17 protein-coding genes and 4 tRNA genes are annotated in these 25,979 nt (G+C 61.7%); 2 read left to right on the top strand and 19 right to left on the bottom strand.

From position 1 onward, the window contains the following. Window positions 1–7: 7 nt before the first annotated feature. From oppF to BM408_RS07310, 8 genes are all read right to left on the bottom strand, one after another. The gene (oppF, locus tag BM408_RS07275) at window positions 8–994 is read right to left on the bottom strand and encodes a murein tripeptide/oligopeptide ABC transporter ATP binding protein OppF (protein WP_092128379.1); all 987 of its coding nucleotides are present in this window, start codon (window positions 992–994) and stop codon (window positions 8–10) included. Continuing rightward, window positions 987–1,994 (bottom strand): oligopeptide/dipeptide ABC transporter ATP-binding protein, encoded by a 1,008-nt coding sequence (locus BM408_RS07280; RefSeq protein WP_305790673.1) that lies wholly within the window; start codon window positions 1,992–1,994, stop codon window positions 987–989. The genes oppF and BM408_RS07280 overlap by 8 nt, the downstream gene beginning before the upstream one ends. A 21-nt stretch (window positions 1,995–2,015) precedes the next feature. Next, on the bottom strand, window positions 2,016–2,945 hold the full coding sequence (locus BM408_RS07285; RefSeq protein WP_254774730.1) for an ABC transporter permease subunit: 930 nt from the start codon (window positions 2,943–2,945) through the stop codon (window positions 2,016–2,018). A gap of 12 nt (window positions 2,946–2,957) precedes the next feature. Further along, complete coding sequence (oppB, locus tag BM408_RS07290) at window positions 2,958–3,878, bottom strand: oligopeptide ABC transporter permease OppB (RefSeq protein ID WP_092128385.1); 921 nt, start codon at window positions 3,876–3,878, stop codon at window positions 2,958–2,960. A gap of 161 nt (window positions 3,879–4,039) precedes the next feature. Then, window positions 4,040–5,653, bottom strand: coding sequence for a peptide ABC transporter substrate-binding protein (locus tag BM408_RS07295; RefSeq protein WP_092128388.1), 1,614 nt, complete (start codon window positions 5,651–5,653; stop codon window positions 4,040–4,042). A 431-nt stretch (window positions 5,654–6,084) separates the two neighbouring features. Beyond that, window positions 6,085–7,581, bottom strand: coding sequence for an efflux transporter outer membrane subunit (locus BM408_RS07300; RefSeq protein ID WP_092128390.1), 1,497 nt, complete (start codon window positions 7,579–7,581; stop codon window positions 6,085–6,087). After that, window positions 7,574–10,753 carry an efflux RND transporter permease subunit gene (locus BM408_RS07305; protein WP_092128393.1) on the bottom strand — a complete coding sequence of 1,060 codons (3,180 nt, stop codon included), beginning with the start codon at window positions 10,751–10,753 and terminating at the stop codon, window positions 7,574–7,576. Before BM408_RS07305 ends, BM408_RS07300 begins: the two co-directional genes overlap by 8 nt. A 12-nt stretch (window positions 10,754–10,765) precedes the next feature. Next, entirely contained in the window at window positions 10,766–12,049 is a 1,284-nt protein-coding gene (locus BM408_RS07310; RefSeq protein ID WP_092128395.1) for an efflux RND transporter periplasmic adaptor subunit, read from the bottom strand. A gap of 174 nt (window positions 12,050–12,223) precedes the next feature. Here BM408_RS07310 and BM408_RS07315 point away from each other — a divergent pair, with 174 nt between their 5' ends. Further along, window positions 12,224–12,907 carry a TetR family transcriptional regulator gene (locus BM408_RS07315; protein ID WP_092128398.1) on the top strand — a complete coding sequence of 228 codons (684 nt, stop codon included), beginning with the start codon at window positions 12,224–12,226 and terminating at the stop codon, window positions 12,905–12,907. On the opposite strand, the gene BM408_RS07320 is transcribed toward BM408_RS07315, so the two are convergent. The 11 genes from BM408_RS07320 to BM408_RS07370 form a co-directional block, all read right to left on the bottom strand. Then, a complete protein-coding gene (locus BM408_RS07320) occupies window positions 12,904–13,536 on the bottom strand; it encodes a DUF6806 family protein (protein WP_092128401.1) in 633 nt (210 codons plus the stop codon). The two genes, BM408_RS07315 and BM408_RS07320, sit on opposite strands and share 4 nt — an antisense overlap. Window positions 13,537–13,595: 59 nt before the next feature. After that, a tRNA-Leu gene (locus BM408_RS07325) sits at window positions 13,596–13,688 on the bottom strand. A gap of 92 nt (window positions 13,689–13,780) precedes the next feature. Further along, window positions 13,781–13,854 (bottom strand) — tRNA-Cys (locus BM408_RS07330). A gap of 96 nt (window positions 13,855–13,950) precedes the next feature. Beyond that, window positions 13,951–14,026, bottom strand: a tRNA-Gly gene (locus BM408_RS07335). Window positions 14,027–14,091: 65 nt separating this feature from the next. Then, the gene (gene lon / locus BM408_RS07340) at window positions 14,092–16,521 is read right to left on the bottom strand and encodes an endopeptidase La (protein WP_092128403.1); all 2,430 of its coding nucleotides are present in this window, start codon (window positions 16,519–16,521) and stop codon (window positions 14,092–14,094) included. Between the two features lie 115 nt (window positions 16,522–16,636). Then, complete coding sequence (clpX, locus tag BM408_RS07345; protein WP_092128405.1) at window positions 16,637–17,902, bottom strand: ATP-dependent Clp protease ATP-binding subunit ClpX; 1,266 nt, start codon at window positions 17,900–17,902, stop codon at window positions 16,637–16,639. 165 nt (window positions 17,903–18,067) lie between these two features. After that, a complete protein-coding gene (clpP, locus tag BM408_RS07350) occupies window positions 18,068–18,724 on the bottom strand; it encodes an ATP-dependent Clp endopeptidase proteolytic subunit ClpP (RefSeq protein WP_305790672.1) in 657 nt (218 codons plus the stop codon). A 102-nt stretch (window positions 18,725–18,826) separates the two neighbouring features. Continuing rightward, window positions 18,827–20,137, bottom strand: a complete 1,311-nt coding sequence (tig, locus tag BM408_RS07355) for a trigger factor (RefSeq protein ID WP_092128407.1) — start codon at window positions 20,135–20,137, stop codon at window positions 18,827–18,829. Window positions 20,138–20,252: 115 nt separating this feature from the next. Continuing rightward, window positions 20,253–20,339 (bottom strand) — tRNA-Leu (locus tag BM408_RS07360). 118 nt (window positions 20,340–20,457) lie between these two features. After that, window positions 20,458–23,700 (bottom strand): efflux RND transporter permease subunit, encoded by a 3,243-nt coding sequence (locus BM408_RS07365; RefSeq protein WP_092128409.1) that lies wholly within the window; start codon window positions 23,698–23,700, stop codon window positions 20,458–20,460. 7 nt (window positions 23,701–23,707) lie between these two features. Then, window positions 23,708–24,907, bottom strand: coding sequence for an efflux RND transporter periplasmic adaptor subunit (locus tag BM408_RS07370; RefSeq protein ID WP_092128411.1), 1,200 nt, complete (start codon window positions 24,905–24,907; stop codon window positions 23,708–23,710). 147 nt (window positions 24,908–25,054) lie between these two features. Between BM408_RS07370 and hpnC the strand changes: the two genes are divergently transcribed. Next, window positions 25,055–25,924, top strand: a complete 870-nt coding sequence (gene hpnC / locus BM408_RS07375) for a squalene synthase HpnC (RefSeq protein ID WP_092128413.1) — start codon at window positions 25,055–25,057, stop codon at window positions 25,922–25,924. Window positions 25,925–25,979: the final 55 nt, after the last annotated feature.

Genomic DNA, 25,979 nt, shown 5'->3' on the forward strand with positions numbered 1-25,979 from the left:
AAGGCTTCTAGGCCAACAGGCAGGCGGCTTCCGTCTGCTCGTCGAGTCGGCGAAGCTCAGGCACCTCTTCGGCACAGCGCGCGACTGCCACCGGGCAGCGCGTGCGGAACACGCACCCTGAGGGTGGAGACAAGGGTGACGGCAAATCGCCTTGCAACAGCTGGATCACCTTCTTGCGCTCCAGCACCGGGTCTGGAATCGGGATGGCCGAGAGCAGCGCCTGCGTGTAGGGGTGGCGCGGCGCCGCATACAGCGCTTTCTTTTTTGCCACTTCCATTTCATGCCCGAGGTACATCACCAGAATGCGGTCGCTGATGTGTTTGACGACGGCCAGGTCGTGCGCGATAAAGATCAGCGCCAGGCCCATGGATTTTTGCAGGGCCTTGAGCAGGTTGATGATCTGCGCCTGGATGGAGACATCGAGCGCCGACACCGGCTCGTCGCAAATGATGAGCTTGGGCTCCAGGATCAGCGCCCGCGCAATGCCGATGCGCTGGCACTGGCCGCCGGAGAACTCATGCGGGTAGCGGTTGATCTGCTGCGGCATCAGGCCGACGCGGCCCATCATGGTCTTGACTCGCTGCATCACCTCGGCTTCGCCCATGCCCGGGCGGTGCGTGCGCAAAGGCTCGGCAATGATTTGCGCAATGGTCATGCGCGGGTCCAGCGAGGCCAGCGGGTCCTGGAAGATCATCTGGATGTCTGCCCGGGCGCCCTGCCAGGCCTGAGAGGAAGCGGACGTCATCTCCTGCCCCATCCAGACAATGCTGCCGTCAGTGGCGGGGATCAGGTTCAGCACGGCACGCGCCAGGGTCGATTTGCCGCAACCGGACTCGCCCACCACACCCAGCGTTTCGCCCGCATGGATGTCGAACGAAATGCCGTCGACAGCCTTCAGGGTTCTGACCGCCGACCAGGGCCAGGCACCGGTCTTGATCCTGAAATGCACCTTCAGGTCACGCACCGACAAAATGGGCTGGGTGACCTCAAGCATGGACAGCCCCCTTCGCCGCGAGTTCGGCCACGGCTTCTGTTGACTGATGGCAAGCTCTCAGCACCGCCGGGTTGTGCGCAGCTGGCAGCAAGGCGGGCATCACGTCCCGGCACTGTGCGCTGGCCAGCGTGCAGCGCTCGCTGAACGGGCAGCCTTCAGGGAGCCGCGCCATATTGGGCGGCGCGCCGGGGATGGCGACCAGCGCCTCGTCGTCCGCGTCCAGGCGCGGTATGGCGCCCAGCAGGCCCACGGTATAGGGGTGAGAGGCGCCGTAAAAAATACTGTCGGCACTGCCCTGCTCCATCACACGGCCGCCGTAGAGCACCATGACTTCATCGCACAGCCCTGCCACCACACCCAGGTCGTGGGTGATCATGACGATGGCGGTGCCGAAGTCGCGCTGCAGGTCTCGCAGCAATGCAATGATCTGCGCCTGTACCGTCACGTCCAGCGCGGTGGTGGGCTCATCGGCAATCAGCACCTCGGGCTCGCACAGCAAGGCCATGGCGATCATCACGCGCTGGCGCATGCCGCCCGAGAACTCATGCGGGTACAGGGTGATACGGCCCGCAGCATCGGGAATCTTCACGGCGTCGAGCAGTTGCACCGACCTGGCGCGCGCCGCCTTGCGGTCCATGCCCTTGTGGAACTGCAGCACCTCGGTCATCTGCCGCTCTACGGTGAGGTAAGGGTTTAGCGAGGTCATCGGGTCCTGGAAAATCATGGCCACGCGGTTGCCGCGTATCTTGTTGAGCTCTGACGGCTTCATGGCCAGCAGGTCTTGCCCTTTGTACAAGGCCTGTCCGGTGGCTTTGCCATTGGCTGCGAGCAGGCCCATCATGGCGAGCACGCTCTGGCTTTTTCCGGAGCCGCTTTCGCCAACGATGCCCAGAGTCTGGCCGCGCTCAAGCGCGAAGTTGATCCCGTTGACGGCATAGACCAGCCCGTCCTGGGTTTGAAACTGGACGCCGAGGTTTTTGACTTCAATCAGGCTCATGATGAAACTTGTGCCTTCATGCGATCAGCGTTCTTTGGGGTCCAGCGCATCGCGCAGGCCATCCCCGATGTAGTTAAAACAGTAGAGCGTCAGCGACAGCAGGCCGGCCGGAAAGAGCAGCATCCACGACGAAACCTCCATGACCGAGGCGCCGTCATGAATCAGCACGCCCCAGCTCGTCATCGGCTCCTGGATGCCCAGGCCCAGAAAAGACAGCACCGACTCCACCAGAATCACGGCCGGCACGGTGACCGTGGTGTAGATCACCACAATGCCCAGAAGATTGGGAACGATGTGCTGGAAGATGATGCGCCGCGTCGGCACGCCCAGGGCCCGCGCCGCTTCAATGAATTCCTTGGATCGCAGCGAAAGCGTCTGACCGCGCACCACACGCGCCATGTCCATCCAGGAGAACACCGTGATGGTGATCACCACCAGGTAAAAGGCACGCCCGAGAATGGTCACCATCAGGATGGCGATCAAGAGGTAAGGCACGGCATACATCATGTCGACGACGCGCATCATGAAGGCGTCCACCCGGCCGCCAAGGAAACCCGCCGTCGCACCCCAGACGATACCCAGCGTGACGGCCGACAGCGTGGCCAGAAAACCCACCAGCAGCGACACACGCCCGCCGACCAGGCTGCGCACCAGCAGGTCGCGGCCTGATTCGTCAGTACCGAAAAAATGCGCGTTCTTGAGTGTGGGCGGCAAACTCATGGCGTCCCAATCGGCGGCATCGAAGGCGTGAGGCAGCAGCCAGGGCCCGGCGATGCAGCACAGCGTGATGAAAGCCAGCAGGCCCAGGCTGAACACTGCCGCCTTGTTGCGCAAAAAGCGCCCGCGCGCATCGGCCCAGGGGCTGCGGCCCGCAATGTCGGCCGGCGCCGCATGCAGCGCCTGGCCCAGCACCGCAGCCAGGCGGTCTTGTTTGTCTTTGTTCCTGAACAGCATGGGGCTGGCGCTTCAATACCGGATCTTGGGGTCAAGCAAGGCGTAGGCCAGATCGACCAGCAGGTTCAGCGTCACGGCGATCACGGTCACCAGCACAACGAGGCCCAGCACCAGGGTGTAGTCGCGGTTGGCAGCGCCGTTGACGATCAGCTTGCCGATACCCGGCAGCGAGAACACCGACTCGGTCACGATCGCCGAGGTGATGGATGAAATCGCCAGCGGGCCCATGACAGACACCACCGGCAGCAGCGCGGGCTTGAAGGCATGGCGCAGGATGACGGTGCGCATGGGCAGGCCCTTGGCGCGCGCGGTGCGGATGAAGTTGCTGTGCAGCACCTCAATCAGGCTGCCGCGCATGACGCGGCCTATGGTGGCCACGTTGATAAAAATCAGCAGCAGCATGGGCAGGACCATGAAGCGCGGCGAAAAATCATCCCAGCCGCCTGCCGGCGCCACTTTGAGCCAGACGGCGAAGACAAGAATCAGCACCGGGCCGATCACAAACGACGGAAACACATGCCCGGCATTGCCGAGCAGCATCACCAGATAGTCGACCACGCTGTTCTGGCGCAAGGCGGCCACGGTGCCGAGGAACACGCCGGCAAACAATGAGATAACAATCGCACCCCCGCCTATGGCGGCAGACACCGGCAGCGCCTTGGCTACCAGCTCATTGACCGACCAGTCGGCATAACGGAAGGAAGCGCCCAGGTCGCCGTGCAGCAGGCTGTTAAGGTAATACAGGTACTGCTGCCACAGCGGCAAATCGAGGTGGTACTTGGCCTGCAGGTTGGCCAGCACCGCGGCAGACACCTTGCGTTCATCGTCAAACGGGCCGCCCGGCGTGCCGTGCAGCAGGAGGTAGCAGACGGTGACGACGGCCAGCAAGGTCGGAAGCGTCGCCAGGATGCGCCTGAAGGTGTAGGACCACATGAGGGATATCTCCGGGCTATGTCAGTGTGAGCGCATAAACGCATGGGCCGGATACAGCTTAGCCCTGAACGGCCGGCATGGCATCAGAAAAATGTCGGAATGCGGTGAAAAAGAAGAGAAGGCCGCAGGCAGGCACGCAACGGCGCCTGCCCGGGCGGACATCAATGCTTGATGATGTACAGGTCCTTGCCGCGGTAGCGGTCCAGCGCGTTGGTCGTCGAATAACCGCCCACGTAAGGCTTGACCAGGCGAGGCACGGTGTATTGCAGCAGCGGGATGATGGGATAGTCTTCCATGATCATCTTTGCGGCCTGCGTCAGCAGTGTCTTGCGCTTGGCCGGGTCCATCGACTGGTTGCCTTCGTCGATCAGCGCGGAGGCTTTGCGGTTGCAGCTGTTGTGGTAGTTCTGGTCTGAATCGCACTGCACCAAAGTCAGCCAGGTGGTGGCGTCGTTGTAATCGGCGATCCAGCCGTTGCGGGCGATCTGGTAGTCCTTGTCGGTGCGCTTCTTGATCAGCACCTTGAACTCCATCGCTTCGAGCTCAACGTCCAGGCCCAGCTTGGTCTTCCACTCGGAGGCCGCGAAGATGGCCATTTTCTTGTGATAGTCGCTGGTGTTGTAGGAGAACTTGAGCTTGGTGCCGGCTGGCAGATTGGCTTCCTTCAGCAGCTTTTTGGCTTCGGCGATTCGCTTGTCGGCGGGCCACTTGGCCCAGTCGTAAGACGTAACGTCGGCGCCCGAGGTGCCTTTGACGATCACACCGTAAGCAGGTGTCTGGCCATCGGCCGTCACGCGCTGCGCGAGGATGTCGCGGTCCAGCGCCATCGACAGCGCCTTGCGAACACGGATGTCTTTGAGCGCCGGGTCCGCACTATTGAGCGAGTAGTAGCGCAAGCCCAGCATGTCGGTGTTGCGGATTTCCTTCGGGTACTGTGCCTTGTACTTGTCGAAGGTGCCGGGCGGCAACTGGTAGACCCAGTCGTTCTCGCCGGATTCATAGAGCTTGACGTCGGCATTGCCGTCTTCAACCGAGAGGTAGGTCAGCTTGGTGAGCTGGACGTTCTTCGCGTCCCAGTAGGCCGGGTTCTTGACCAGGATGATCTTGCTGTTGACCTGCCAGTCTTTCAGGGAGAAGGCGCCGTTGTTCACCATGTTGGCGGGGCGGGTCCAGTCCTTGCCGAATTTTTCAATGGTGGCTTTGTGCAGGGGAGCCAGCTGCGGATTGGAAACAACTTCGGGCAGGAAGCCGACCGGGAAAGGCGTCTTGATTTCGAGGGTGTAAGCGTCCACGGCCTTCACGCCGAGTTCGGTGACGGGTTTCTTGCCTTCAATGATCTCTTTGGCATTGAGCAGGAAGACGCCGTAGGTGGAGGCGTATTTCGAGGCGGTCGCCGGGTCGACGAAACGGCGCATGCTGTAGATGAAGTCTTCGGCGGTGACTGCGTCGCCGTTGGACCACTTGGCGTTCTTGCGCAGCTTGAAGACCCAGGTCAGCGGGTCCATCTGCTTCCAGCTTTCGGCTACTCCGGGGACGATTTTGCCGTTCTGGTCGGCGGCGGCCAGGCCTTCAAACATGTCGCGGATGACGTTGTTGGCCGGCACGCCGGTCGCCAGCGCGGCGTCCAGGGTTTCAGGCTCGGAGCCGTTGTTGCGAACCAGTTCCTGCGTTTCATGCAGTTTCACGCCCGCGGGCACGGTGGCCGCGGCAACCATGCCGGCCGAGGCCAGCAGCATGGCGCCTGTCAGCGCCTTCATCGTCCAGTTTGAGCTCATGCTTGTTGCACTCCCGAATAGAAAATTGGCGGGCTTGTGGCCCGCCATGGTTGATGGAACGCTTCGCCTCCATGAGAGAGTCCACGTTTGCCTGTCAGTCGGCAGCGAATATACCGCCGCGCCCAGCGCGGCCCCGTAGGGAGTAACCCTTCAGCAATTAGCGTGCCTTCGCGAGGCCCGCAGGGAGGATGATGGCAGCTGGATACATCAGGAACACTTGCTCACAACTGAAGGGCTGGGGAAGCCGGTAGTTGGTCCTGGAGCGATCCCGACGCAGGCCGTTCGTCTTGCCGGCTGGGGAATGGATAAAAAAATAGCCGCCGGCCCAATCGACATGGGCGCAGGCAGCTATTAATTTAGTAGCGGAGGAGTTTACGCCTCTGGGCACCTTCTGCACCGCCGGATGCAGAAGGGACTGGTCATACACCCGCTCAGCGGCTGAGCTGGGTATCAGCCTTGAGCGTCAAGCCTTCTTCAGGCGGCTCTTTCCAGCCGCCGCCCAGTGTCTTATACAGCGTGACCTGGCTTTGCAGCTGGGCCAGGCGGGTTTGCACCACGGCCTGGCGCGCGGCGAACAGCGAGCGCTGCGCATCGAGCTGGTCCAGGTAGCTGGCAACGCCGTTCTGGTAACGCAAGTCGGCCAGCTTGAAGCGCGTGGCTTCGGCATTGGCCTGGGCCTGCTGGGCGCGCAACTGCTCGCCCAAGGTGGCGCGGCCTGCCAGTGCGTCGGACACTTCGCGGAACGCCGTCTGGATGGTTTTTTCGTACTGCGCCACGGCGATGTCGCGCCCGGCGTTGGCGGAATCCAGCCCTGCGCGGTTGCGGCCGGCGTCAAAGATCGGCAGGATCAGTTGCGGCGCCAGCGTCCAGCCATATGAGCCGCTCTTGAAGAGGCCTGACAGGTGCGAGCTGGCGCTGCCGGCGGATGCCGTCAGCGAGATGCGCGGGAAGAACGCTGCGCGCGCAGCTCCGATGTCCGCATTGGCCGACAACAGCTGCTGCTCGGCCTGGCGGATGTCAGGGCGGCGGGTCAGCAAATCAGACGGCAGGCCTGCCGGCACATCAACCATCATGGGCGCATCGGCCAGGCCCTTGCCGGCCGGCAAGGCGACAGCCAGGTCACCCGTGAGCGGCTGGCCCAACAGCAGGGTCAGCGCGTTCTGGTCCAGTGCACGCTGGCGCACTTGCTGGGCCAGGGAAGCACGGGCAGCTTCGGTCAGCGACTCGGCCTGGCGGAAGTCCAGCTCGGACGACACGCCGTTGTCAAAGCGCAGCTTGCTCAGCTTGAAAGACTCTTCGCGCGTGACCAGGGTTTGCTGCGTGATGGCCAGCAGCTCTTCATCAGCCAGCAGGCTGAGGTAGGTGTTGGCCACGGCGGCGATCAGGCTGATCTGCGTGGTCTTGCGCCCTTCTTCCGTCGCCAGGTACTGCGCCAGCGCCGCCTCTTTCAGGCTGGAGACCCGGCCGAAAAAGTCGAGCTCATACGAGGTCATCAACAGGCCGCCGGTGTAGGCGCTGGTGATGCTGCCATTGCCGTTGGAGTTCGGCTGGCGGGAACCAGTGATGCCGGCATTGATCGTCGGGAACTGGTCGGCACGGCGGATCTGGAACTGCGCGCGCGCCTGCTCGATATTGAGCACCGCGATACGCAGGTCACGGTTGTTGCGCAAGGCGGCGTCGATCAGCAGGCGCAGCTTGGGGTCGCTGAAGAAAGCCTGCCATTCGATGTCGGCTGCGGCAGGCGCCGAAGCCGCTGCCGGTGCGGTGGCGGCCGGCGCCTGGGCCGACCCAGCCACCCAGGTGGACGTAACGGGCCAGTCGGCAGCCACAGGCGCCGCCGGACGTTCGTACTTCGGGATCATCGAGCAGCCGGCCAGCATCGCTGCCGCGCCCAGCGTCAGAAGTTGTGGGAGCCTTGTTTTAGTCATGGGCCTTGCCTTCATTTCCTTCTTCTCCGGTGATGCCCGCCGCTTTGGCATGTTCGGAATACATCCTGTTCTGGCGCTCGCTGCCCTTGAAGAGGCCGCGGACCACCACAAAGAACACCGGGACAAAAATCACCGCGAGAGCCGTGCCGGTGATCATGCCGCCGATCACGCCGGTGCCGATGGCACGCTGGCTCGCAGAACCGGCGCCAGAGGCCAGCACCAGGGGCAGCACGCCCAGGCCGAAGGCCAGCGAAGTCATGACGATGGGGCGGAACCGCAGGTGGGCCGCAGCCAGCGCCGACTCGATCACGCCCTTGCCCTGCGCCTGCAGGTCTTTGGCGAACTCGATGATCAGAATCGCGTTCTTCGCTGAGAGGCCGATGATGGTGATCAGCCCCACCTGGAAGTACACGTCATTCGCGTAGCCGCGGAACAAGGTGGCCAGCAGCACGCCGATCACGCCCAGCGGCACAACCAGAATCACCGCCAGCGGGATGCTCCAGCTTTCATACAACGCGGCCAGGCACAGGAACACCGCCAGGATGGCGAAGCCGTACAGCAAGGTGGCCTGAGCGCCGGCGAGTTTTTCTTCGCGGGACTGGCCTGTCCACTCAAAGCCGAAGCCTTGCGGCAGTTGCGCGGCGAGCTTTTCCATCTCGGCCATGGCGGCGCCGGTGCTGTAGCCCGGTGCGGCGCTGCCGCCAATGCGCATCGCGGGGTAGCCGTTGTAGCGCACGGTCTGCATCGCGCCGGTGATCCATCGCGTCGTTGCGAATGCCGAGAGCGGCACGGGCTGGCCGCGGCTGTTGCTGGCGTTGAGCTTGAGCAGGTCGTCGGGCTGCATGCGTGCTGGCGCATCGGCCTGCACCACCACGCGCTGCAACCGCCCCTGGTTGGGGAAGTCGTTCACATAGCTGGAGCCCAGCGCGGTCGACAGGATGGAGTTGATCGAGTCAAACGGCACGCCCAGCGCGTTGGCCTTGTCACGGTCGATGTCGATCTGCAGCTGCGGCGCGTCTTCCAGGCCGTCGGGCCGTACCTGCGTAATCACCTTGCTCTTGGACGCCATGCCCAGCAGCTGGTTGCGCGCATTGACGAGCGCCTGATGGCCCGCACCGGAGCGGTCTTGCAGCCGGAAGCTGAAGCCTGAAGCGGTGCCCAGTTCGGGAATCGGTGGTGGGCTGAGCGGGAAGATGAACGCATCGCGAATGCCCATAAGCGCACCGAAAGCACGCCCCGCAAGAGCGCTGGCTGAATGCTCTTCGCCCTCGCGTTCATGCCAGTCCTTGAGCGTCACGAATGCCAACGCAGCATTTTGGCCCTGGCCCGAGAAGCTGAAACCGAGCACGCCGACCATGCTTTCGACTTCAGGCTGCTTGAGTATGAAACCTTCGACATCCTGCATCACGGCCAGCGTGCGCTCGTAGGTCGCGCCCGGCGGCAGTTGCACGTTCACGATCAGGTTACCCTGGTCTTCGTTGGGCAGGAAGGATGTCGGCAGGCGCAGGTATACCACCGCCACGGCGCCGATGATGGCCGCGTAGATGATGAGATAGCGTGCCGCACGTTTGAGGATGCGGGCAACCATGCTTTCATAACTCTTGGCCGTGCGCGAGAACCCGCGGTTGAACCAGCCGAAGAAGCCCTTCTTCTCATGATGGTGCCCCGCCTCAACCGGCTTGAGCAGCGTCGCGCACAACGCCGGCGTGAGCGATAGCGCCATGAAGGCCGAGAACGCGATGGACGAAACCATCACGGCGGAAAACTGGCGGTAGATATTGCCGGTGGAGCCCGCAAAAAACGCCAGCGGCACGAACACGGAGATCAGCACCACCGTCACGCCGATGATGGCGCCCGAGATCTGCTGCATGGCCTTGCGTGTGGCCTCCAGCGGCGGCAGGCCTTCCTCGGTCATGATGCGCTCGACGTTTTCGACGACCACAATCGCATCGTCCACCACGATACCGATCACCAGCACCATGCCGAACATGGTCAGCACGTTGATCGAAAAACCCAGCGCGAGCAGCGTGGCAAACGTGCCCAGCAGCGCGATAGGCACCACGATGGTCGGGATGATGGTGTAGCGCCAGTTCTGCAGGAACAGGAACATCACCAGGAACACCAGCGCCACTGCTTCAAACAGCGTCTCGGCCACCTGGGAGATCGAAATCTTGACGAAGCGCGAGCTGTCGTACGGAATATTCCACTTCATGCCCTGGGGGAAGAAGCGTTCCAGCTCGGTCATCCTGTCGCGCACCGCCTTGGCCGAAGCCAGGGCATTGCCGCTGGGGGCAAGCTGCACACCGATACCGATGGCCTGCTTGCCGTTCAGGCGCGCCGATGTTCCGTAAGACTGCCCACCCAGCTCAATGCGCGCCACGTCTTTGAGGCGCACGGAGGAACCGTCGGTGTTGGCGCGCAGCACGATGTTGCCGAACTGCTCGACATTGGCGAGCTGGCCGTTGACTACCACAGTGGCTGCAATGCCCTGCCCCGCCACGTTCGGGCGGTCGCCGATACTGCCGGCGGACACCTGCGCATTTTGTGCGCGGATGGCGTTGTTGACGTCGTTCGCCGACAGGCTGTAGCCCGTGAGCTTGGCAGGGTCCAGCCAGATGCGCATGGCGCGCTCGGTGCCGAAGAGCTGGGCCTGGCCGATGCCTTTGACACGCTGGATTTCGGGCACGACATTGCGCGAAGCGTAGTCACCGAGCGCGACCGGGTCGTGCGCGGGATTGTCGGACGACAGCATGATGAACAGCAGGAAGTTGGCGCGCGACTTGTCGACACGCACACCCTGCTGCGTCACGGCGGCGGGCAGGCGGGGTGCGGCGCGAGACAGCCGGTTTTGCACATCAACCTGGGCCAGATCGGCATTGGTGCCGGGTTCAAAGCTCAGCGTGATGCTGCCGGTGCCGTCAGCTTGCGCGACCGACTCCATGTAGATCAGGCCGGGCGAGCCGTTCATTTCGCGCTCGATCACCGACAGTACGCTGTCTTCGAGTGTCTGGGCAGAGGCGCCCGGATAAGCCGTGTTGACGACGATGGCGGGCGGCGCCACCGGTGGGTACTGCGCGACCGGCAGCTGCGTGATCGCCACGCCGCCGACCACCAGGATGAACAAAGCAATCACCCAGGCAAAGATCGGCCGATCAATAAAAAACTTGGCCATGTACTGGGCTCCTTACTTCGCTGCCGAGGATGCGGCGGAGGCGGCAGGCGCTGCGGCTTTGGCGGCGCCGGAGGCTGGCGCTGCCGCGGATGAAGCCGCGCCGGCGGGCGGGGTGGCTCCAGGCGGCTGCCATGGCACCGGCTTCACGGGAGCGCCCGGCTGCATCTTCTGGAAGCCATCCACGATGACCTGTTCGCCAGTCTTCAACCCATCGAGAACCACCCACTGGTTGCCCTGGGCAGAACCAATCTTGATGTTGCGCGGGCTGACTTTGCCGTCGGCGGCTACCACCATGACGGAGTCGCCCTGGTTGGTGCGCGTGACAGCCTGCTGGGGCAAGGTGATGGCGTTGGTGGCTTGCGCCTGCTCCAGACGCACGCGCACATAGAGACCAGGCAGCAACTGACCGTTCGGGTTGGGAACTTCAGCGCGCAATGTCACCTGGCCGGTCGTGGAATCCACAGTCAGGTCGGAAAACAGCAGGCGCCCGGGTTTGGCATATTCGGTGCCGTCTTCGAGCACGATGCGCACGCTGGCGGCATCGGCGCCGCTGGCGCGCTTGAATTGCCCGCTTTCCATCGCGGCGCGCAGCTTCATCACATCTGTAGCGGACTGCGTGAAGTTGACATACATCGGGTTGATCTGCTGGACCACCGCCAATTGCGTTGCCTCACCCTGCCCGACCAGCGCGCCTTCAGTAACCAATGCACGGCCGATACGGCCGGAGATGGGGGACGTCACGGCGGCATAACCGAGGTTGATGCTGGCGGTCTGCACATTGGCCTTGCCGACTGCAACGTCGGCTTCAGCCTGCTTTTGGGCCGCGACGGCGTTCGCGTATTCCTGTTTGCTGATGGCGTTGGCTTCAACCAGCGGCTTGTAGCGTTCAGCCAGAGCGGTGGCTTGGGCCAGATTGGCTTCGGCGCGGGCCTGGCCTGCTTTTGCACTGGCGGCGGCTGCCGCATAAGGCGCGGAGTCGATGGTGAAGAGCGCCTGGCCCTCTTTCACATCACTCCCCTCACGGAACAAGCGTTTTTGCAGAATGCCGGCCGCGCGCGCCCGTACCTGTGCGACACGTGATGCCTCAAGACGGCCTGGCAGTTCAGTAACCAATCCGACATCGCCTTGCGTTACCGTGACCACGCCCACTTGCGGCGGAGGCGGCGCACCGCCGCCTTGTGCGTCGCCCTTGCCGCAGCCGGCAAGCAGCAATGACAGCGTAGCCACTGCAACGAGGGTGTGGTGAAACGCAAATTTGGGGGTTATCAATGAATGGACAACGCGAGACTTGGGCATGCTGTTCCTCGAATTATTTGGAAAAAAGTGCGAAAGCAGAACGCAAAGCTGGCGGCCCGGGCAAAGCACGGCCACCGAAAACAAAAAGAATAAGGGTTTTTGCGAGTGTTATAGTTTACATACATTTGTGAATGTATAACGACAACCAGAAAAATTGCATTCAGGAGACCCCACTTGGCCCGTCGAACCAAAGAAGAAGCGCTGGCAACACGCCACAAGCTGCTGGATGCGGCCGAGCACCTGTTTCAGGTGCAGGGGGTGTCGCGTACCAGCCTGCAGGACATCGCCCGGCGCGCCGGGGCCACACGTGGCGCGGTGTACTGGCATTTCAAGGACAAGGCAGATCTCTTCAACGCGATGATGGAGCGGGTCACGCTTCCCCTGGAAGAGTCGTTCAACCACGAAAACAAGCTGCATGAAAACCTGGGCGAATCGCAGCTCAATGCGATCGAGAGAATTCGGCACTCCACTGTCAATGCCCTGCACCAGATCGTGACCGACGCCCAGACACGGCGGGTCTTCGAAGTCGCCACCCAAAAAGTGGAATATGTCGAAGAACTCCAGGCGGTGCGCCTTCGCCATCTCACCGTGCGCAAAGGCTTTCTGGACCGCATCCAGCAAGGCATGGAAACCGCCGCAGCCCAGATGAATCTGAAATTGCCCGTTTCAGCATCGACGGCCGCGCAAGGATTGCACGCGCTCATCGATGGACTGATTCAAAACTGGCTGCTTGACCCGGAAGCTTTCGATTTGCTGGAAGTCGGCCAGTGCGCCATCGACGTTTACCTGCGAGGCATGGGATTTCCGGGTGACCAGCAAGCCGTAGCCGCTTGCGCAGGGCCCGCCCAGGCTGTTTAGTGCAGGTGCCGCGGCTTGCGGCCGCCGCCATGGCCCGAGCCCCCCTGCGGCCCGCCCAAGCCTCGTGGCGGCTTGCCTAGCTGCATGGAGTTCACCAGCGCATCAAAACGTTGCTCAAAGAGCTTGTCGACCGCTGCAACCACTTCACCAAGTTCGGAGCCGTCAAAGTGGCGCTCCATCAGGCCGATCATGTCTTGCACCAGCAGGTCGCGCTGCACCTGCATGATGGCCGCCGGCGTTGGGCCGACAAAATACATAGCGAAGTCGTCACGCGCCTCTTCTTCGTCGGCGCCCTCTTCTTCGTCAAAGTCGGAGTCGTAAAACGTCACCTCGATAGGTGCGCCGGCTTCTGCGAGATCGTTAAGGCCCATGCACATCTCGTCCAGCGCCTGGCGGAAGTCTTCGTCGCCCGGAACTGTCCAGCACATCTGCAGCAAGTGTTTGTTCGCATCAAAACGGATGCCCGGCTCTTCTTCATACGCACTGGCAGCGCCCGCAGCCAAAGACTTGGAGCCCGCGTACTTCCACAAAGGTTTGAGAGCCTCCTGCAGCTGCTCAAAGCTGACGTCGGGCCGCAAAGGCACTTCGCCGTGGACGTGGATTTCAAAAGGTGTGTTGTAGCGGGACATGATGGAATTTATCTTACCCAGTTTTCAAAGGCGCGCCAGGGGCATGGGTGAGCCGGCAGTGGTGCCTGAGACCGGAATCGAACCGGTACGCCCGCTATTCACGAAGCGGCGGATTTTAAGTCCGCTGTGTCTACCTATTTCACCACTCAGGCTCAAGCTCTTTATACAAACGCTGTATTCGAACCAAACAGCGTATTGTCAAACAAAAAAGCCCCATGGCTGGGGCTTATGACAACTGGCTTGATGGAGGCGCGGCCCGGAGTCGAACCGGGCTAGCCGGATTTGCAATCCGGTACATAACCGCTTTGTTACCGCGCCGTATTCTGTCTGCCCCGGCAAAGCTCAATAGCTTTACCGGTGTTCAACGAAACTCCAATGAAAAAGGACAGCATTTTGAAGTGCTGCCCTTTGAATTGGAGCGGGAGAAGAGTCTCGAACTCTCGACCTCAACCTTGGCAAGGTTGCGCTCTACCAACTGAGCTACTCCCGCGATTACAGCCTCAAATTATAGCTTAACTTTTCGGCCTTTTCCAGAACTTCGAAAAAACTTCTGAATTAATGCTTCACCGTGCCGGCAGCTTCCGCTGGTGGCACCACTGCGGCAGCCGCAGCAACGGCTGCTTCTTCATCGGTAAGAGGAACGGGCTGGCGCTCAAGTGCGACCTGCAGAACCTGGTCTATCCACTTCACCGGCACGATCTCCAGACCGCTCTTGACGTTGTCGGGGATCTCCTGCAAGTCCTTGGCATTTTCTTCAGGGATCAGCACCGTCTTGATGCCGCCGCGCAAAGCCGCCAGCAATTTCTCTTTCAGCCCGCCGATGGCCGTCACTTCGCCGCGCAGCGTGATCTCGCCTGTCATGGCGACGTCACCGCGCACCGGAATACCGGTCAATGCGGAAACAAAAGCAGTCGTCATCGCGGCGCCGGCGCTCGGGCCGTCCTTGGGCGTTGCGCCATCGGGCACGTGAATGTGGATGTCGCGCTTCTCGAACATCTCGTCCTTGATGCCCAACACCTTGGCACGGCTGCGCACCACCGTGCGTGCAGCTTCGACGGACTCCTTCATGACGTCGCCCAGCGAACCCGTCCGCGTGATCACGCCCTTGCCGGGCATCATGGCGGCTTCAATCGTCAGCAGGTCGCCGCCGACTTCCGTCCATGCAAGGCCCACCACCTGGCCGACCTGGTTTTGCTGCTCGGCCCGGCCGTAGTTGAACTTGCGCACGCCCAGGTACTCATTGAGGTTGTCCGGCGTGACGACGACCTTGGGCGTCATCTTCTTGAGCTGGATTCCCTTGATGACCTTGCGGCAGATCTTGGAGAGTTCGCGCTCCAGCGAGCGCACGCCGGCTTCACGCGTGTAGTAGCGCACGATGTCGCGCACGGCCTGCTCCTGAACTTCGAGTTCGCCTTCCTTCACGCCGTTGTTCTTGACCTGCTTGGGCAGCAGGTAGCGCATGGCAATGCTGGTTTTTTCGTCTTCCGTATAGCCGGAAAGCCGAATGACTTCCATGCGGTCCAGCAGGGCCGGCGGGATATTCATCGAGTTCGATGTGGCCACGAACATCACGTCGCTCAGGTCGAAGTCGACCTCAACATAGTGATCACCAAAGGTGTGGTTCTGCTCAGGGTCCAGCACCTCCAGCAACGCGCTGGATGGGTCACCACGGAAATCCGTACCCAGCTTGTCGATTTCATCGAGCAGGAAAAGCGGATTGCGGGTGCCGGCCTTGGTCAGGCTTTGCAAAACCTTGCCGGGCAACGCGCCGATGTAAGTGCGGCGATGGCCGCGAATTTCCGCTTCGTCCCGCATACCGCCCAACGCCATGCGAACGTACTTGCGCCCGGTCGCCTTGGCGATCGACTGGCCCAGAGAGGTCTTGCCCACACCGGGCGGCCCCACGAGGCACAGGATAGGCGCCTTGAGCTTGTCGACGCGCTGTTGCACCGCGAGGTATTCAACAATGCGGTCCTTGACTTTCTCCAGGCCGTAGTGGTCTTCATTGAGCACGTTCTCGGCGTTGCCCAGGTCGTGCTTGATCTTGGTCTTCTTGCTCCACGGCAGGCCGGTGAGCACGTCGATGTAGGTGCGCACCACGGTCGCCTCGGCAGACATGGGTGACATGAGCTTGAGCTTCTTGAGCTCGCTCTCGGCCTTTTTACGGGCCTCTTGCGGCATCTTGGCCGACTTGATCTTTTTCTCGATCTCTTCGATGTCCGCGCCTTCTTCGCCCTCGCCCAGCTCCTTCTGGATGGCTTTCACCTGCTCATTGAGGTAGAAGTCGCGCTGGTTTTTCTCCATCTGGCGCTTGACGCGGCCACGGATTTTCTTGTCGACGTTGAGGATGTCGACTTCACGCTCGAGCTGCTCATAAAGGTTCTCAAGCCGCGCCTTGACGTTATCAAGGTCTAGGATGACCTGCTTCGCATCCAGCTTGAGCGGCAAGTGCGCTGCGATCGTGTCGGCCAGGCGCCCGGCATCGTCGATGCTGGAAATCGAAGTGAGGATTTCTGGCGGGATTTTTTTGTTGAGTTTGACGTAGTGGTCAAACTGCTGCATCACGGCGCGGCGCAATGCTTCGATTTCGCTGGTCTTGTCACCGGCGATCACAACAACCGTTTCAACCGGTGTGACGTTGGCCGTGAAGTGCTGCTCGCCCTCTTCAATCTTGTTGACGGTGGCGCGCTGTTGCCCTTCCACCAGCACCTTCACGGTGCCGTCAGGCAGCTTGAGCAATTGCAGGATGGTGGCGACACAGCCGACTTCGAACATGTCCTCGACCGAAGGCTCGTCTTTGGCGGCGGCCTTTTGCGCCACCAGCATGATGCGGCGTTCGGCTTCCATGGCCGACTCCAGCGCCTTGATGCTCTTGGGGCGGCCCACAAAAAGCGGGATCACCATGTGCGGAAAGACCACCACGTCCCGCAGAGGCAGGAGAGGAAGGTCGATGGGGGTGGAAGGCAATGAAGTTTGTCCGGACATATAAACCTTAAACGTTAGCCGTGGCGGCCAGTTGCGTGGCCCGGCGAAACACAATCAACCCAGACATGGGGCGCAGGGGAGCGCTTTTCAAGCATTCCGGCCAGCCTTTGGGTATTCAGGCTTTTTTGGCCGCTTCACGGTACACAAGCAGGGGGGCTTTGTTTTCTTCGATTGTGGACTCGTCCACAACAACCTTGTCCACATTGCTGGCATTGGGCAGGTCAAACATGGTGTCGATCAGGGACTGCTCGAGGATGGAGCGCAGGCCGCGGGCGCCCGTCTTGCGGGCCAATGCCTTGCGGGCAATCGCCTTGAGGGCCGAGGGGCGAATCTCGAGGTCTACCCCTTCCATGGAAAGCAGCTTGCTGAACTGTTTGACCACGGCATTTTTCGGCTCGGTCAGGATTTGCACGAGCGCGTCTTCACTGAGTTCGGCCAACGTGGCAACCACAGGCATGCGGCCCACCAGTTCGGGAATCAGGCCAAACTTGATCAGGTCTTCCGGCTCGACTTCCTTGAAGGCCTCGGTCAGGGTGCGCGACTTCTTGCTTTTGACGGTCGCGCCAAAACCCATACCGGAAGCTTCCGTGCGGTTTTCAATGACCTTTTCCAGGCCGGCAAAAGCGCCGCCACAGATAAACAGGATGTTGGTGGTGTCCACCTGCAGGAAATCCTGGTTCGGGTGCTTGCGGCCGCCCTGGGGCGGCACCGAAGCCATGGTGCCTTCGATCAGCTTGAGCAGCGCCTGCTGGACGCCCTCGCCCGACACGTCACGCGTGATGGACGGGTTGTCGGACTTGCGCGAGATCTTGTCGATTTCATCAATATAAACAATGCCTTGCTGGGCCCGCTCCACCTCGTAATTGCAGCTCTGCAGCAATTTCTGGATGATGTTTTCCACGTCCTCGCCCACGTAACCGGCTTCGGTCAGGGTGGTGGCGTCTGCCATCACGAAAGGAACGTTCAGCGTGCGCGCCAGCGTCTGGGCCAGCAAAGTCTTGCCGGAGCCGGTCGGGCCGATCAGCAAGATGTTGCTCTTGGTCAGCTCGACGTCGTCCTTCTTGGCTTTTTCCTTGTGGCGCAGGCGCTTGTAGTGGTTGTACACAGCCACGGCCAAGGTGCGCTTGGCAGGTTCCTGGCCAATCACATAGCCGTCCAGCGTTCCCTTGATCTCGGAAGGAGTGGGCAAATCGGTGCGCGTTTCACGGACATCTTCGCCCGCTGGCAGTTCGTCACGAATGATCTCGTTACAGAGATCGATGCACTCATCGCAGATAAAAACCGAGGGGCCAGCGATCAGTTTTTTGACTTCATGCTGACTTTTGCCGCAAAAAGAGCAGTGCAAGGTCTTTTCGCTGGAGGAGCCTTTTTTCTCGGCCATTGGTGGGGATGCCTTTAAGGTGCCTGGAGGAGGAACTGTTACCTAATGATAACCAATTAAAAAACGGCGTTTTCTGTTACAGAAAACGCCGTTGTTGCAGTGCAACTTGAAGGGCTTTAAGCGATTTTGGCCACTTTGAGCCCCATCAAAAGCCCATGCGACGGGTCAGGGCCGCTTGGCGATCACCTGGTCGACCAGGCCGTATTCCTTGGCCTCGTCCGCAAACATGAAATAGTCACGTTCGGTATCGCGTTCGATCTTTTCAACCGGTTGACCGCAGTTGGCCGCCATGATCCGGTTGAGCTGGTCGCGCGTCTTGAGGATGTCCCGGGCGTGGATTTCGATGTCCGTTGCCTGGCCTTGTGCGCCGCCCGAGGGCTGGTGAATCATCACACGCGAATTGGGCAGCGAGAAGCGCTTGCCCTTGGTGCCGGCCGACAGCAGGAAAGCGCCCATGCTGGCTGCCATGCCCACGCAGAGAGTCGAGACATCCGGCTTGATGAATTGCATCGTGTCGTAAATCGCCATGCCGGCCGTGACCGAGCCGCCTGGGGAGTTGATATAGAAGGAGATGTCCTTGTCCGGGTTTTCGCTTTCCAGGAACAGGAGCTGGGCCACCACCAGGTTGGCCGTCTGGTCATTGACCGGGCCCACCAGGAAAATCACGCGTTCCTTCAGCAGGCGCGAGTAAATGTCGTAGGAGCGCTCGCCGCGGCCGGATTGCTCGATAACCATGGGCACCATGCCCAGGCCTTGTGCATCCTGCGCGCCGGCTTGCGGGCCGGTATAGGCGCCGCCGTAAATACTGTTTCGGACCATCATGTTTTCTCCAGAGATGTTTGTACTGTACCCAAAATAAATTGGGGCCTGCGCCGCAAAGCGCAAGCCCCAATTTCAGGAAAGATCAGCAAAGGCCGGGAAGAATCAGTTCTGGCCCATCAGGTCGTCGAAGGAAATCGCTTTCTCGGTGACCTTGGCTTTGCCCAGCACGAAGTCGGTCACGTTGTTTTCGATCACAACGGCCTCGACCTCAGCCATGCGGCGGTTGTCGCTCAGGTACCAGCGCACCACGTCTTGCGGCTTCTCGTAGCTGGCGGCCAGCTCTTCGATGTGGGCCTTGAGCTGCTCGGGCTTGGCCTGCAGCTCGTTGCTGCGCACCAGTTCGGCGACCACCAGGCCCAGGCGCACGCGCTTTTCAGCTTGCGGGCGGAAGATTTCTTCAGGAATCGGCGCTTTTTCGGCGTCCTTGATGCCGCGCTGCTTGAGGTCGGCGCGGGCGCCTTCGATCATGCGGTCCAGTTCAGCCTGCACGCTGGACTTGGGCAGGTCGAGCTCGGCATTGGCCACCAGGGCGTCCATCACGGCGTTCTTGTTGCGGGCCAGCAGGCGGAACTTGACTTCGCGTTCGAGGTTTTTCTTGATGTCTGCGCGCAGGCCTTCGACCGTTGCGTCAGCGATGCCCAGGGACTTGGCCAGCGCTTCGTTGACTTCAGGCAGGTGGGCGGCTTCGATTTTCTTGACCGTCACGAGGAAATCGGCCTGTTTGCCGGCCACGTCTTTACCGTGGTAGTCGGCGGGGAAGTTCAGCGGGAAAGTCTTGCTTTCGCCGGTTTTCATGCCGCGCACGGCATCTTCGAATTCTTTCAGCATCTGGCCGTCGCCGATCAGGAACTGGTAGTCCTCAGCTTTGCCGCCGGCGAAAGGTTCGCCGTCGATCTTGCCTTCGAAGTCGATGGTGGCGCGGTCGCCGTCTTGCGCCGGCGCATCGGCTGCGCGCTGGGCGAAGGTGCGGCGCTGCTTGCGCAGGATGTCCAGGGTCTTGTCGATGGCCGCGTCGCTGACTTCAGCGCTGACTTTTTCGACTTCGGCGCCCGACAGGTCGGCGATCTTGACTTCAGGGTAAACCTCGAACACCGCGTCGAACACGAGTTCGCCTTCAGGGGCGCCCTCTTTTTCGCTGATGCGGGGCTGGCCGGCAACGCGCAGCTTGGCTTCATTGGCGGCAACGGCAAAAGCCTCGCCCACCTTGTCGTTCATGACTTCGTAGTGCACCGAATAGCCGTAGCGCTGCGCCACCACGTTCATGGGGACTTTGCCGGGACGGAAGCCGTCCATCTTGACCGTGCGGGCCAGCTTCTTCAGGCGGGTGTCAACTTCCGACTGGATGGTGTTGACGGGCAGCGTCAGCGTCATTTTGCGCTCGAGCTTTTCAAGGGTTTCAACAGTCACGGCCATGATGGTTTCCTAAGATCAAAAATAGTCAAAACAGGTTTTCACCTGGCATGCTGCGGGCTTTGCCGCAACGGCTGAGCACATGGCGTGCGGCAAATGCCGCCCGCAAGCCTCAGGGTGGTGCGCGGGGGGGGACTCGAACCCCCACACCATTGCTGGCGTCAGGACCTAAACCTGGTGCGTCTACCAATTTCGCCACCCGCGCGCCGGAAACAAAAACGGGAATCCGAAAAACTTCCGAATCCCCGCTTGAAATCGGTCAACTCTCTATTTTAGCCGTTATCGGGCCCGGTTTTTGCGTCCGGGGCCGATAGCAAAGAGAATCAGGCCGGCAATGGCTTTTCGCCAGCGTGTGGCTGAACTTCCAGTTTGTCGCCCGGTTTGACACGGAACCACGCTGCGTACATCGCCGGCAAGGCCAGCAGCGTCAGCACCGTCGCCACAATCAGGCCGCCCATGATGGCAACCGCCATCGGGCCCCAGAAGACGCTGCGCGACAGCGGGATCATGGCCAGCACCGCAGCGGCGGCCGTCAGCACGATGGGCCTGAGCCGGCGCACGGCCGCCTCGACGATCGCGTTCCAGGTCGGCACGCCGCGGGCGCGGTCCTGCTCGATCTGGTCGATCAGGATCACCGAGTTGCGGATGATCATGCCGAACAGTGCAATCACGCCCAGCAGCGCGACGAAGCCAAACGGCCGGTTCAGCACCAGCAATGCGCCAGCCACGCCCGCGATGCCCATGAAACCCGTCACAAAGGCGAGGATGGAACGGCTGAAGCTGTGCAGTTGCAGCATCAACAAGGTGAGCACGATAAAGAGCGCAACCGGCAGACCCGCAACAATCGACGACGAGCCCTTGCTGCTTTCCTCGACCGCACCGGCCACCTGGATGCGATAGCCCAGCATGCCTTTTTCCAGCCATTTGGCTTCGAGCGCCTTGAGCTTGGGCATCAGTTCCTGGGTGACGGTGGCGCCCTGCATGCCTTCCACAATGTCGCTCTGCACGGTGATGGCGTAGTCGCGGTTCTCGCGCCACATCACGCCCGGCTCCCAGGTAAACACCGGCTTGGCAATCTGCGTCAGCGGAATCGACTTGCCCGAGGCCGTAGGCAGGTAAGCGTTGCCGATATCGGTGATCGCATTGCGCTCGTCCAGCGGCTGGCGCAGCACGATGTCGATCAGCTTGTCGCCCTCGCGGAACTGGCCCACCGGCGTGCCCGCCAGGATGGTGCGCGAAGACTGCGCAATCGACTGGCTGGTCACACCCAGGGCACGCGCCTTGGCCTGGTCCACTTCCAGCCGCAGCACTTTCACCGATTCATTCCAGTTGTCGTTCACACCGCGGGTGTTGCCGCTTTCGCGCATCACGGCCTTGACCTCGTCTGCACGCTCGCGCAGCACCAGCGGGTCTATGCCCACGACGCGGAACTGCACCGGATATGGCACAGGCGGGCCGTTGGGCAGCAGCTTGACGCGGCCGCGCACTTCAGGAAACTCGGTGGCCAGCAGGGCCGGCAGCTTGACGCGCAAAGACTCGCGCACTTTCAGGTCCTTTGGCACCACAATCATCTGCGACACATTGGTCTGCGGAAAGACCTGGTCCAGCGGCAGATAAAAGCGCGGCACGCCCGAACCTATCCAGGTGCTGACGGTGCTCACGCCCTCTTCCTTCATGAGGCGCTCCTCCACCCGCTTGGCCGTGACCTCGTTGGCGGCAAAGGAAGTGCCTTCCGGGAACCAGATGTCGACCATGATTTCAGGGCGGCTGGAGTCCGGGAAGAACTGCTGCTGCACCTTGCCCATGCCGACAATACCCAAGACAAAGATCAGCACGGTGGCGCCTATGGTGAGCCAGCGGTGCTCTACGCACCAGTTCACCGTCTTGCGGAAGTTGCTGTAGAACGGGCTGTCGAACATCTCGTGCGGGCTGTCCTGGCCTGCGGCCACTTCCTGCACATGCGGCGGAACCTTCAAAAGCAGCGTTCCCAGATAGGGCACGAAATAAACCGAGACGATCCAGCTGAGCACCAGCGCGATCACCGTCACCGCAAAAATCGCGAAGGTGTATTCACCCGTCGTGGATTTGGCCAGGCCGATGGGCAAGAAGCCCGTGGCCGTGATCAGCGTGCCCGTCAGCATGGGCATGGCGGTGATCTCATAGGCAAAGGTGGCGGCGCGTACCTTGTCGTAGCCCTCTTCCATCTTGCGCACCATCATTTCGACGGCAATGATCGCGTCGTCCACCAGCAGGCCCAGCGCGATGATCAGCGAGCCCAGCGAAATCTTGTGCAGCCCGATGCCGTAGTACCACATGGCCAGAAAGGTCAGGCTCAGCACCAGCGGAATCGTGATGCCCACCACCAGCCCGGGCCGCATGTCGATGTAATAACGCTTCCACAATGGGAGCTGGCCGGGGCCGTTGTGCGGCCGCTTGTGAAAGCCCAGAGCGATGAAGCTCACCGCCAGCACAATCACCACGGCTTCGATCAGCACGCGCACAAACTCGTTGACCGACGTAGACACCGCCTTGGGCTGGTTCTGCACGTTCACCAGCTTGATGCCGGCCGGCAGGGTTTTCTCAATGCGCTCCGACAGCGCCGTCAGCGACTTGCCCAGCGCGATGATGTCGCCGCCCTTGCCCATGGACACGCCCAGCCCGATCACCTCTTTGCCCTGGTGGTGCATCTTCACGGAAGGCGGATCCACATAACCGCGCTTGATCACGGCAATGTCGCCCAGCTGCAGCTGGTTGCCCGAGCTGCCGCGTATCGGCATGGCGCGCAACTGCTCAATCACTTCAAACTGGCCCGCCACGCGCACCTGCACCACATCCAGCGGCGTCTGCACCGCACCGGCCGACTCGATCGCGTTTTGCTGGCCGAGTTGCGCCAGCACCTGGTTCAGATCCAGCCCCAGCTGGGCCAGGCGCTTTTGCGAGATCTCGATAAAAACTTTTTCGTCCTGTACGCCAAAGAGTTCGACCTTGCTCACGTCGGGCACGCGCAGCAGTTGCTGGCGCACGTCGTCGGCAAAGGTCTTGAGCTCGGCGTAGTTAAAGCCGTCGGCTTCCAGCGCGTAGATCACGCCATACACATCGCCGAAATCGTCGTTGAAGAACGGCCCCTGGATACCGCCCGGCAAGGTGCCGCGCATATCGCCGATCTTCTTGCGCACCGAGTACCAGACATTCGGCACATCGCCCGGCTTGGACGAATCCTTGATCTGGAAAATGATCTGCGACTCGCCCGGCTTGGAATAGCTGCGGATGCGGTCGGCAAACGGCACCTCCTGCAGCGTGCGCTCGAGCTTGTCGGTGACCTGTTCGGCCACCTGCTGCGCCGTGGCGCCCGGCCAGTAAGTGCGCACCACCATGGCACGGAAGGTGAAAGGCGGGTCTTCGTCCTGCCCCAGCTGGAAGTAGGAGGCGAAGCCCAGGATCATCAGCACCACCAGCAGGTAGCGCGTAAGGGCCGGATGGTCCAGCGCCCATTTGGACAGATTAAAGCGGCTGGAAGGCGAATCGAGTCCGCCGGCAGAATGGCTGTCGTGTTCGGCTTGCGTCATGCCAGCCTCACTTCGCCGCAGGGGCGGTGGAGGCGGCCGGTGCCGCGGGTGAAGGGGCGGCTGCGGCCGTGGATGCCACAGGCAAGGTCGCTACAGAATTAACAGCTGTCTGCGCCGGTGTGGCGCCGGCCAGCGCCACACTGGGCTGGTAGAAGCTGACCTTCTGCCCGGGCGACAGCACATGCACACCGGCGCTCACCACCAGCATGCCGGGCTGCAGGCCCGAAGCCACCACCACCTCGTTGCCGTCGGCCGTAGCAACCTGAATCACCTGCGGCTTGACCGTCATGGTGGATTTGTCGACCACCCACACGGCCGTGGCCTTGCCTTCCTGGCGCAGGGCCGTGGTCGGCAGCTTGATCACCGGCAGGCCGACGATGCCGCCGGCCTCCGGCACCACATACACCGTCGCGCCCAGCGGCGGCGGCTCTTTGGAGTCGATCGATACCTTGACGGTATAGGTGCGCGTCACCGGGTCGCTGCTAGCCGCCACTTCCCTGACCTTGCCGGCAAATTCAGTACTTTGCGACCACAGGCGGGTTTTGACCGCAGAGCCCGCCTTGATGGCGCCTACCTTGTCTTCCGGCACCGCAAACACCACGTCGCGCACGCCGTCCGCCGCGATGCGGACCACAGGCGCGCCCGCCGTCACGACCTGGCCCGGCTCGGCCTCAATCGCCGTGACGACACCGGACACATCGGCGACCAGCGACGCATAGTTGGCCTGATTGCCCTGCACCGAGAACTGCGACTGCGCCTGTTCCAGCTGCGCTTGGGCTGCCTTGAGCGTGGTTTCGCGGCGCTCCAGCTCGGCGCCGCTGATGAAGTTTTGTTCCTTGAGCTCTTTGTAGCGCTTGAAGTCGGCGGCGGCCAGGTCGCGGTTGGTGGTGGCTGCGGCCACCTGGGCACGGGCCGCATCGGCGGCCAGCCTGAAGTCCTGCGGGTCCAGCTGGGCCAGCACCTGCCCGGCCTTCACGCGCTGGCCGAGCTCGGCCTGGCGCTTGATGATCTTGCCGCCGACCCGAAAGCCCAGGCGCGACTCGACCTGGGCTTTGACCTCGCCCGCATATTCATGCACGGAAGAAAATCCGTTGGTGCCCACGGTAATCACCTTGACGGCGCGAACCGGCTCCTCAGGCGGGGCGGATTTGGAACAGGCGGCCAGCAATACAGCGGCGCTTACCAGGGAAAAAACGGTTTTATTCATGGTCTGATTCGGGATGAAAACTCGGGCGGGCAGACGGGTGATCAAGTCGTCAACGATGCACCTGAAACAGGTTCAACAGAACGTTACTGACTGACCGGTTAGTAATCTAGGGTAAATCACTAGGCTTGTCAAGCGACAATCGCCCGCATGACCCAAGGCACCCGGCCCCCCGACACCCTCCCTTCAGCACCCGCGCTTCAAGGCGTGTCGCATTATGAAAACTTCCCCGTGGCGTCCCTGCTGTGCCCGCCCCGGCTGCGCCCGCCCATCGCCGCCATTTACTGGTTCGCCCGCACCGCGGACGATATTGCCGACGAAGGCGACGCCCCGCCACAAACCCGCCTGGACGACCTGGCGGCCTACCGGGCTGACCTGATGGCCACCGCGGCAGGCTTGCCGCCTTCACCGCGCTGGGCCGCTGTCTTCAGCCAATTGAAGCCCCAGATGGCGCAATTCGGCCTGCCGGTAAACCTGCTCGCCGATTTGCTGAGCGCTTTTGAGCAGGACGCCGTCAAACAGCGTTACGCCGACGAGGCTGAACTGAACGACTACTGCCGCCGCTCGGCCAACCCGGTGGGCCGGCTGCTGCTACACCTCTACGGTATCCAGGACGCCGCTTCTTTGCAAATGAGCGACGACATCTGCACCGCCCTGCAGCTCATCAACTTCTGGCAGGACCTGAGCGTGGACATTCCGCGCGGGCGCATCTACCTGCCGGCCGACGGCTGGGCGCGCCACGGTGTGGAAGAGGCCCAGTTACTGGCGCTGGAAGTCAACCCATCCACTCTTGATTTGATAGCAGCTTACGCACATTCGACGCGGGCTACCATGCTAAAAGGCGCACCCCTGGCTAAAAAAATCCCGGGGCGCGGGGGCTGGGAGCTGCGCCTGGTGGTGCAAGGCGGCCTGCGGATCCTGGAGAAAATTGAGGCGCAAGGCTTCAACACCCTGCAGCGCCGGCCCAAGCTGGGCGCCTGGGATGTGGTGGTGATGGGCTGGCGGGCGCTGTTCATGTAGCAGGCGGGCTTGTCACGCTCAATGCTCAAGACAACGATACATATAACAAACAACA

This window comes from Polaromonas sp. YR568 (assembly GCF_900116715.1).
GTDB lineage: Bacteria > Pseudomonadota > Gammaproteobacteria > Burkholderiales > Burkholderiaceae_C > Polaromonas.

Coding starts and splice junctions, on each gene's coding strand:
- BM408_RS07305 (WP_092128393.1), bottom strand. CDS start 10,753: ATGGCCAAGTTTTTTATTGATCGGCCGATCTTTGCCTGGGTGATTGCT.
- BM408_RS07320 (WP_092128401.1), bottom strand. CDS start 13,536: ATGTCCCGCTACAACACACCTTTTGAAATCCACGTCCACGGCGAAGTG.
- BM408_RS07370 (WP_092128411.1), bottom strand. CDS start 24,907: ATGAATAAAACCGTTTTTTCCCTGGTAAGCGCCGCTGTATTGCTGGCC.
- BM408_RS07300 (WP_092128390.1), bottom strand. CDS start 7,581: ATGACTAAAACAAGGCTCCCACAACTTCTGACGCTGGGCGCGGCAGCG.
- lon (WP_092128403.1), bottom strand. CDS start 16,521: ATGTCCGGACAAACTTCATTGCCTTCCACCCCCATCGACCTTCCTCTC.
- BM408_RS07365 (WP_092128409.1), bottom strand. CDS start 23,700: ATGACGCAAGCCGAACACGACAGCCATTCTGCCGGCGGACTCGATTCG.
- BM408_RS07295 (WP_092128388.1), bottom strand. CDS start 5,653: ATGAGCTCAAACTGGACGATGAAGGCGCTGACAGGCGCCATGCTGCTG.
- hpnC (WP_092128413.1), top strand. CDS start 25,055: ATGACCCAAGGCACCCGGCCCCCCGACACCCTCCCTTCAGCACCCGCG.
- tig (WP_092128407.1), bottom strand. CDS start 20,137: ATGGCCGTGACTGTTGAAACCCTTGAAAAGCTCGAGCGCAAAATGACG.
- clpX (WP_092128405.1), bottom strand. CDS start 17,902: ATGGCCGAGAAAAAAGGCTCCTCCAGCGAAAAGACCTTGCACTGCTCT.
- clpP (WP_305790672.1), bottom strand. CDS start 18,724: ATGATGGTCCGAAACAGTATTTACGGCGGCGCCTATACCGGCCCGCAA.
- oppF (WP_092128379.1), bottom strand. CDS start 994: ATGCTTGAGGTCACCCAGCCCATTTTGTCGGTGCGTGACCTGAAGGTG.
- oppB (WP_092128385.1), bottom strand. CDS start 3,878: ATGTGGTCCTACACCTTCAGGCGCATCCTGGCGACGCTTCCGACCTTG.
- BM408_RS07285 (WP_254774730.1), bottom strand. CDS start 2,945: ATGCTGTTCAGGAACAAAGACAAACAAGACCGCCTGGCTGCGGTGCTG.
- BM408_RS07310 (WP_092128395.1), bottom strand. CDS start 12,049: ATGCCCAAGTCTCGCGTTGTCCATTCATTGATAACCCCCAAATTTGCG.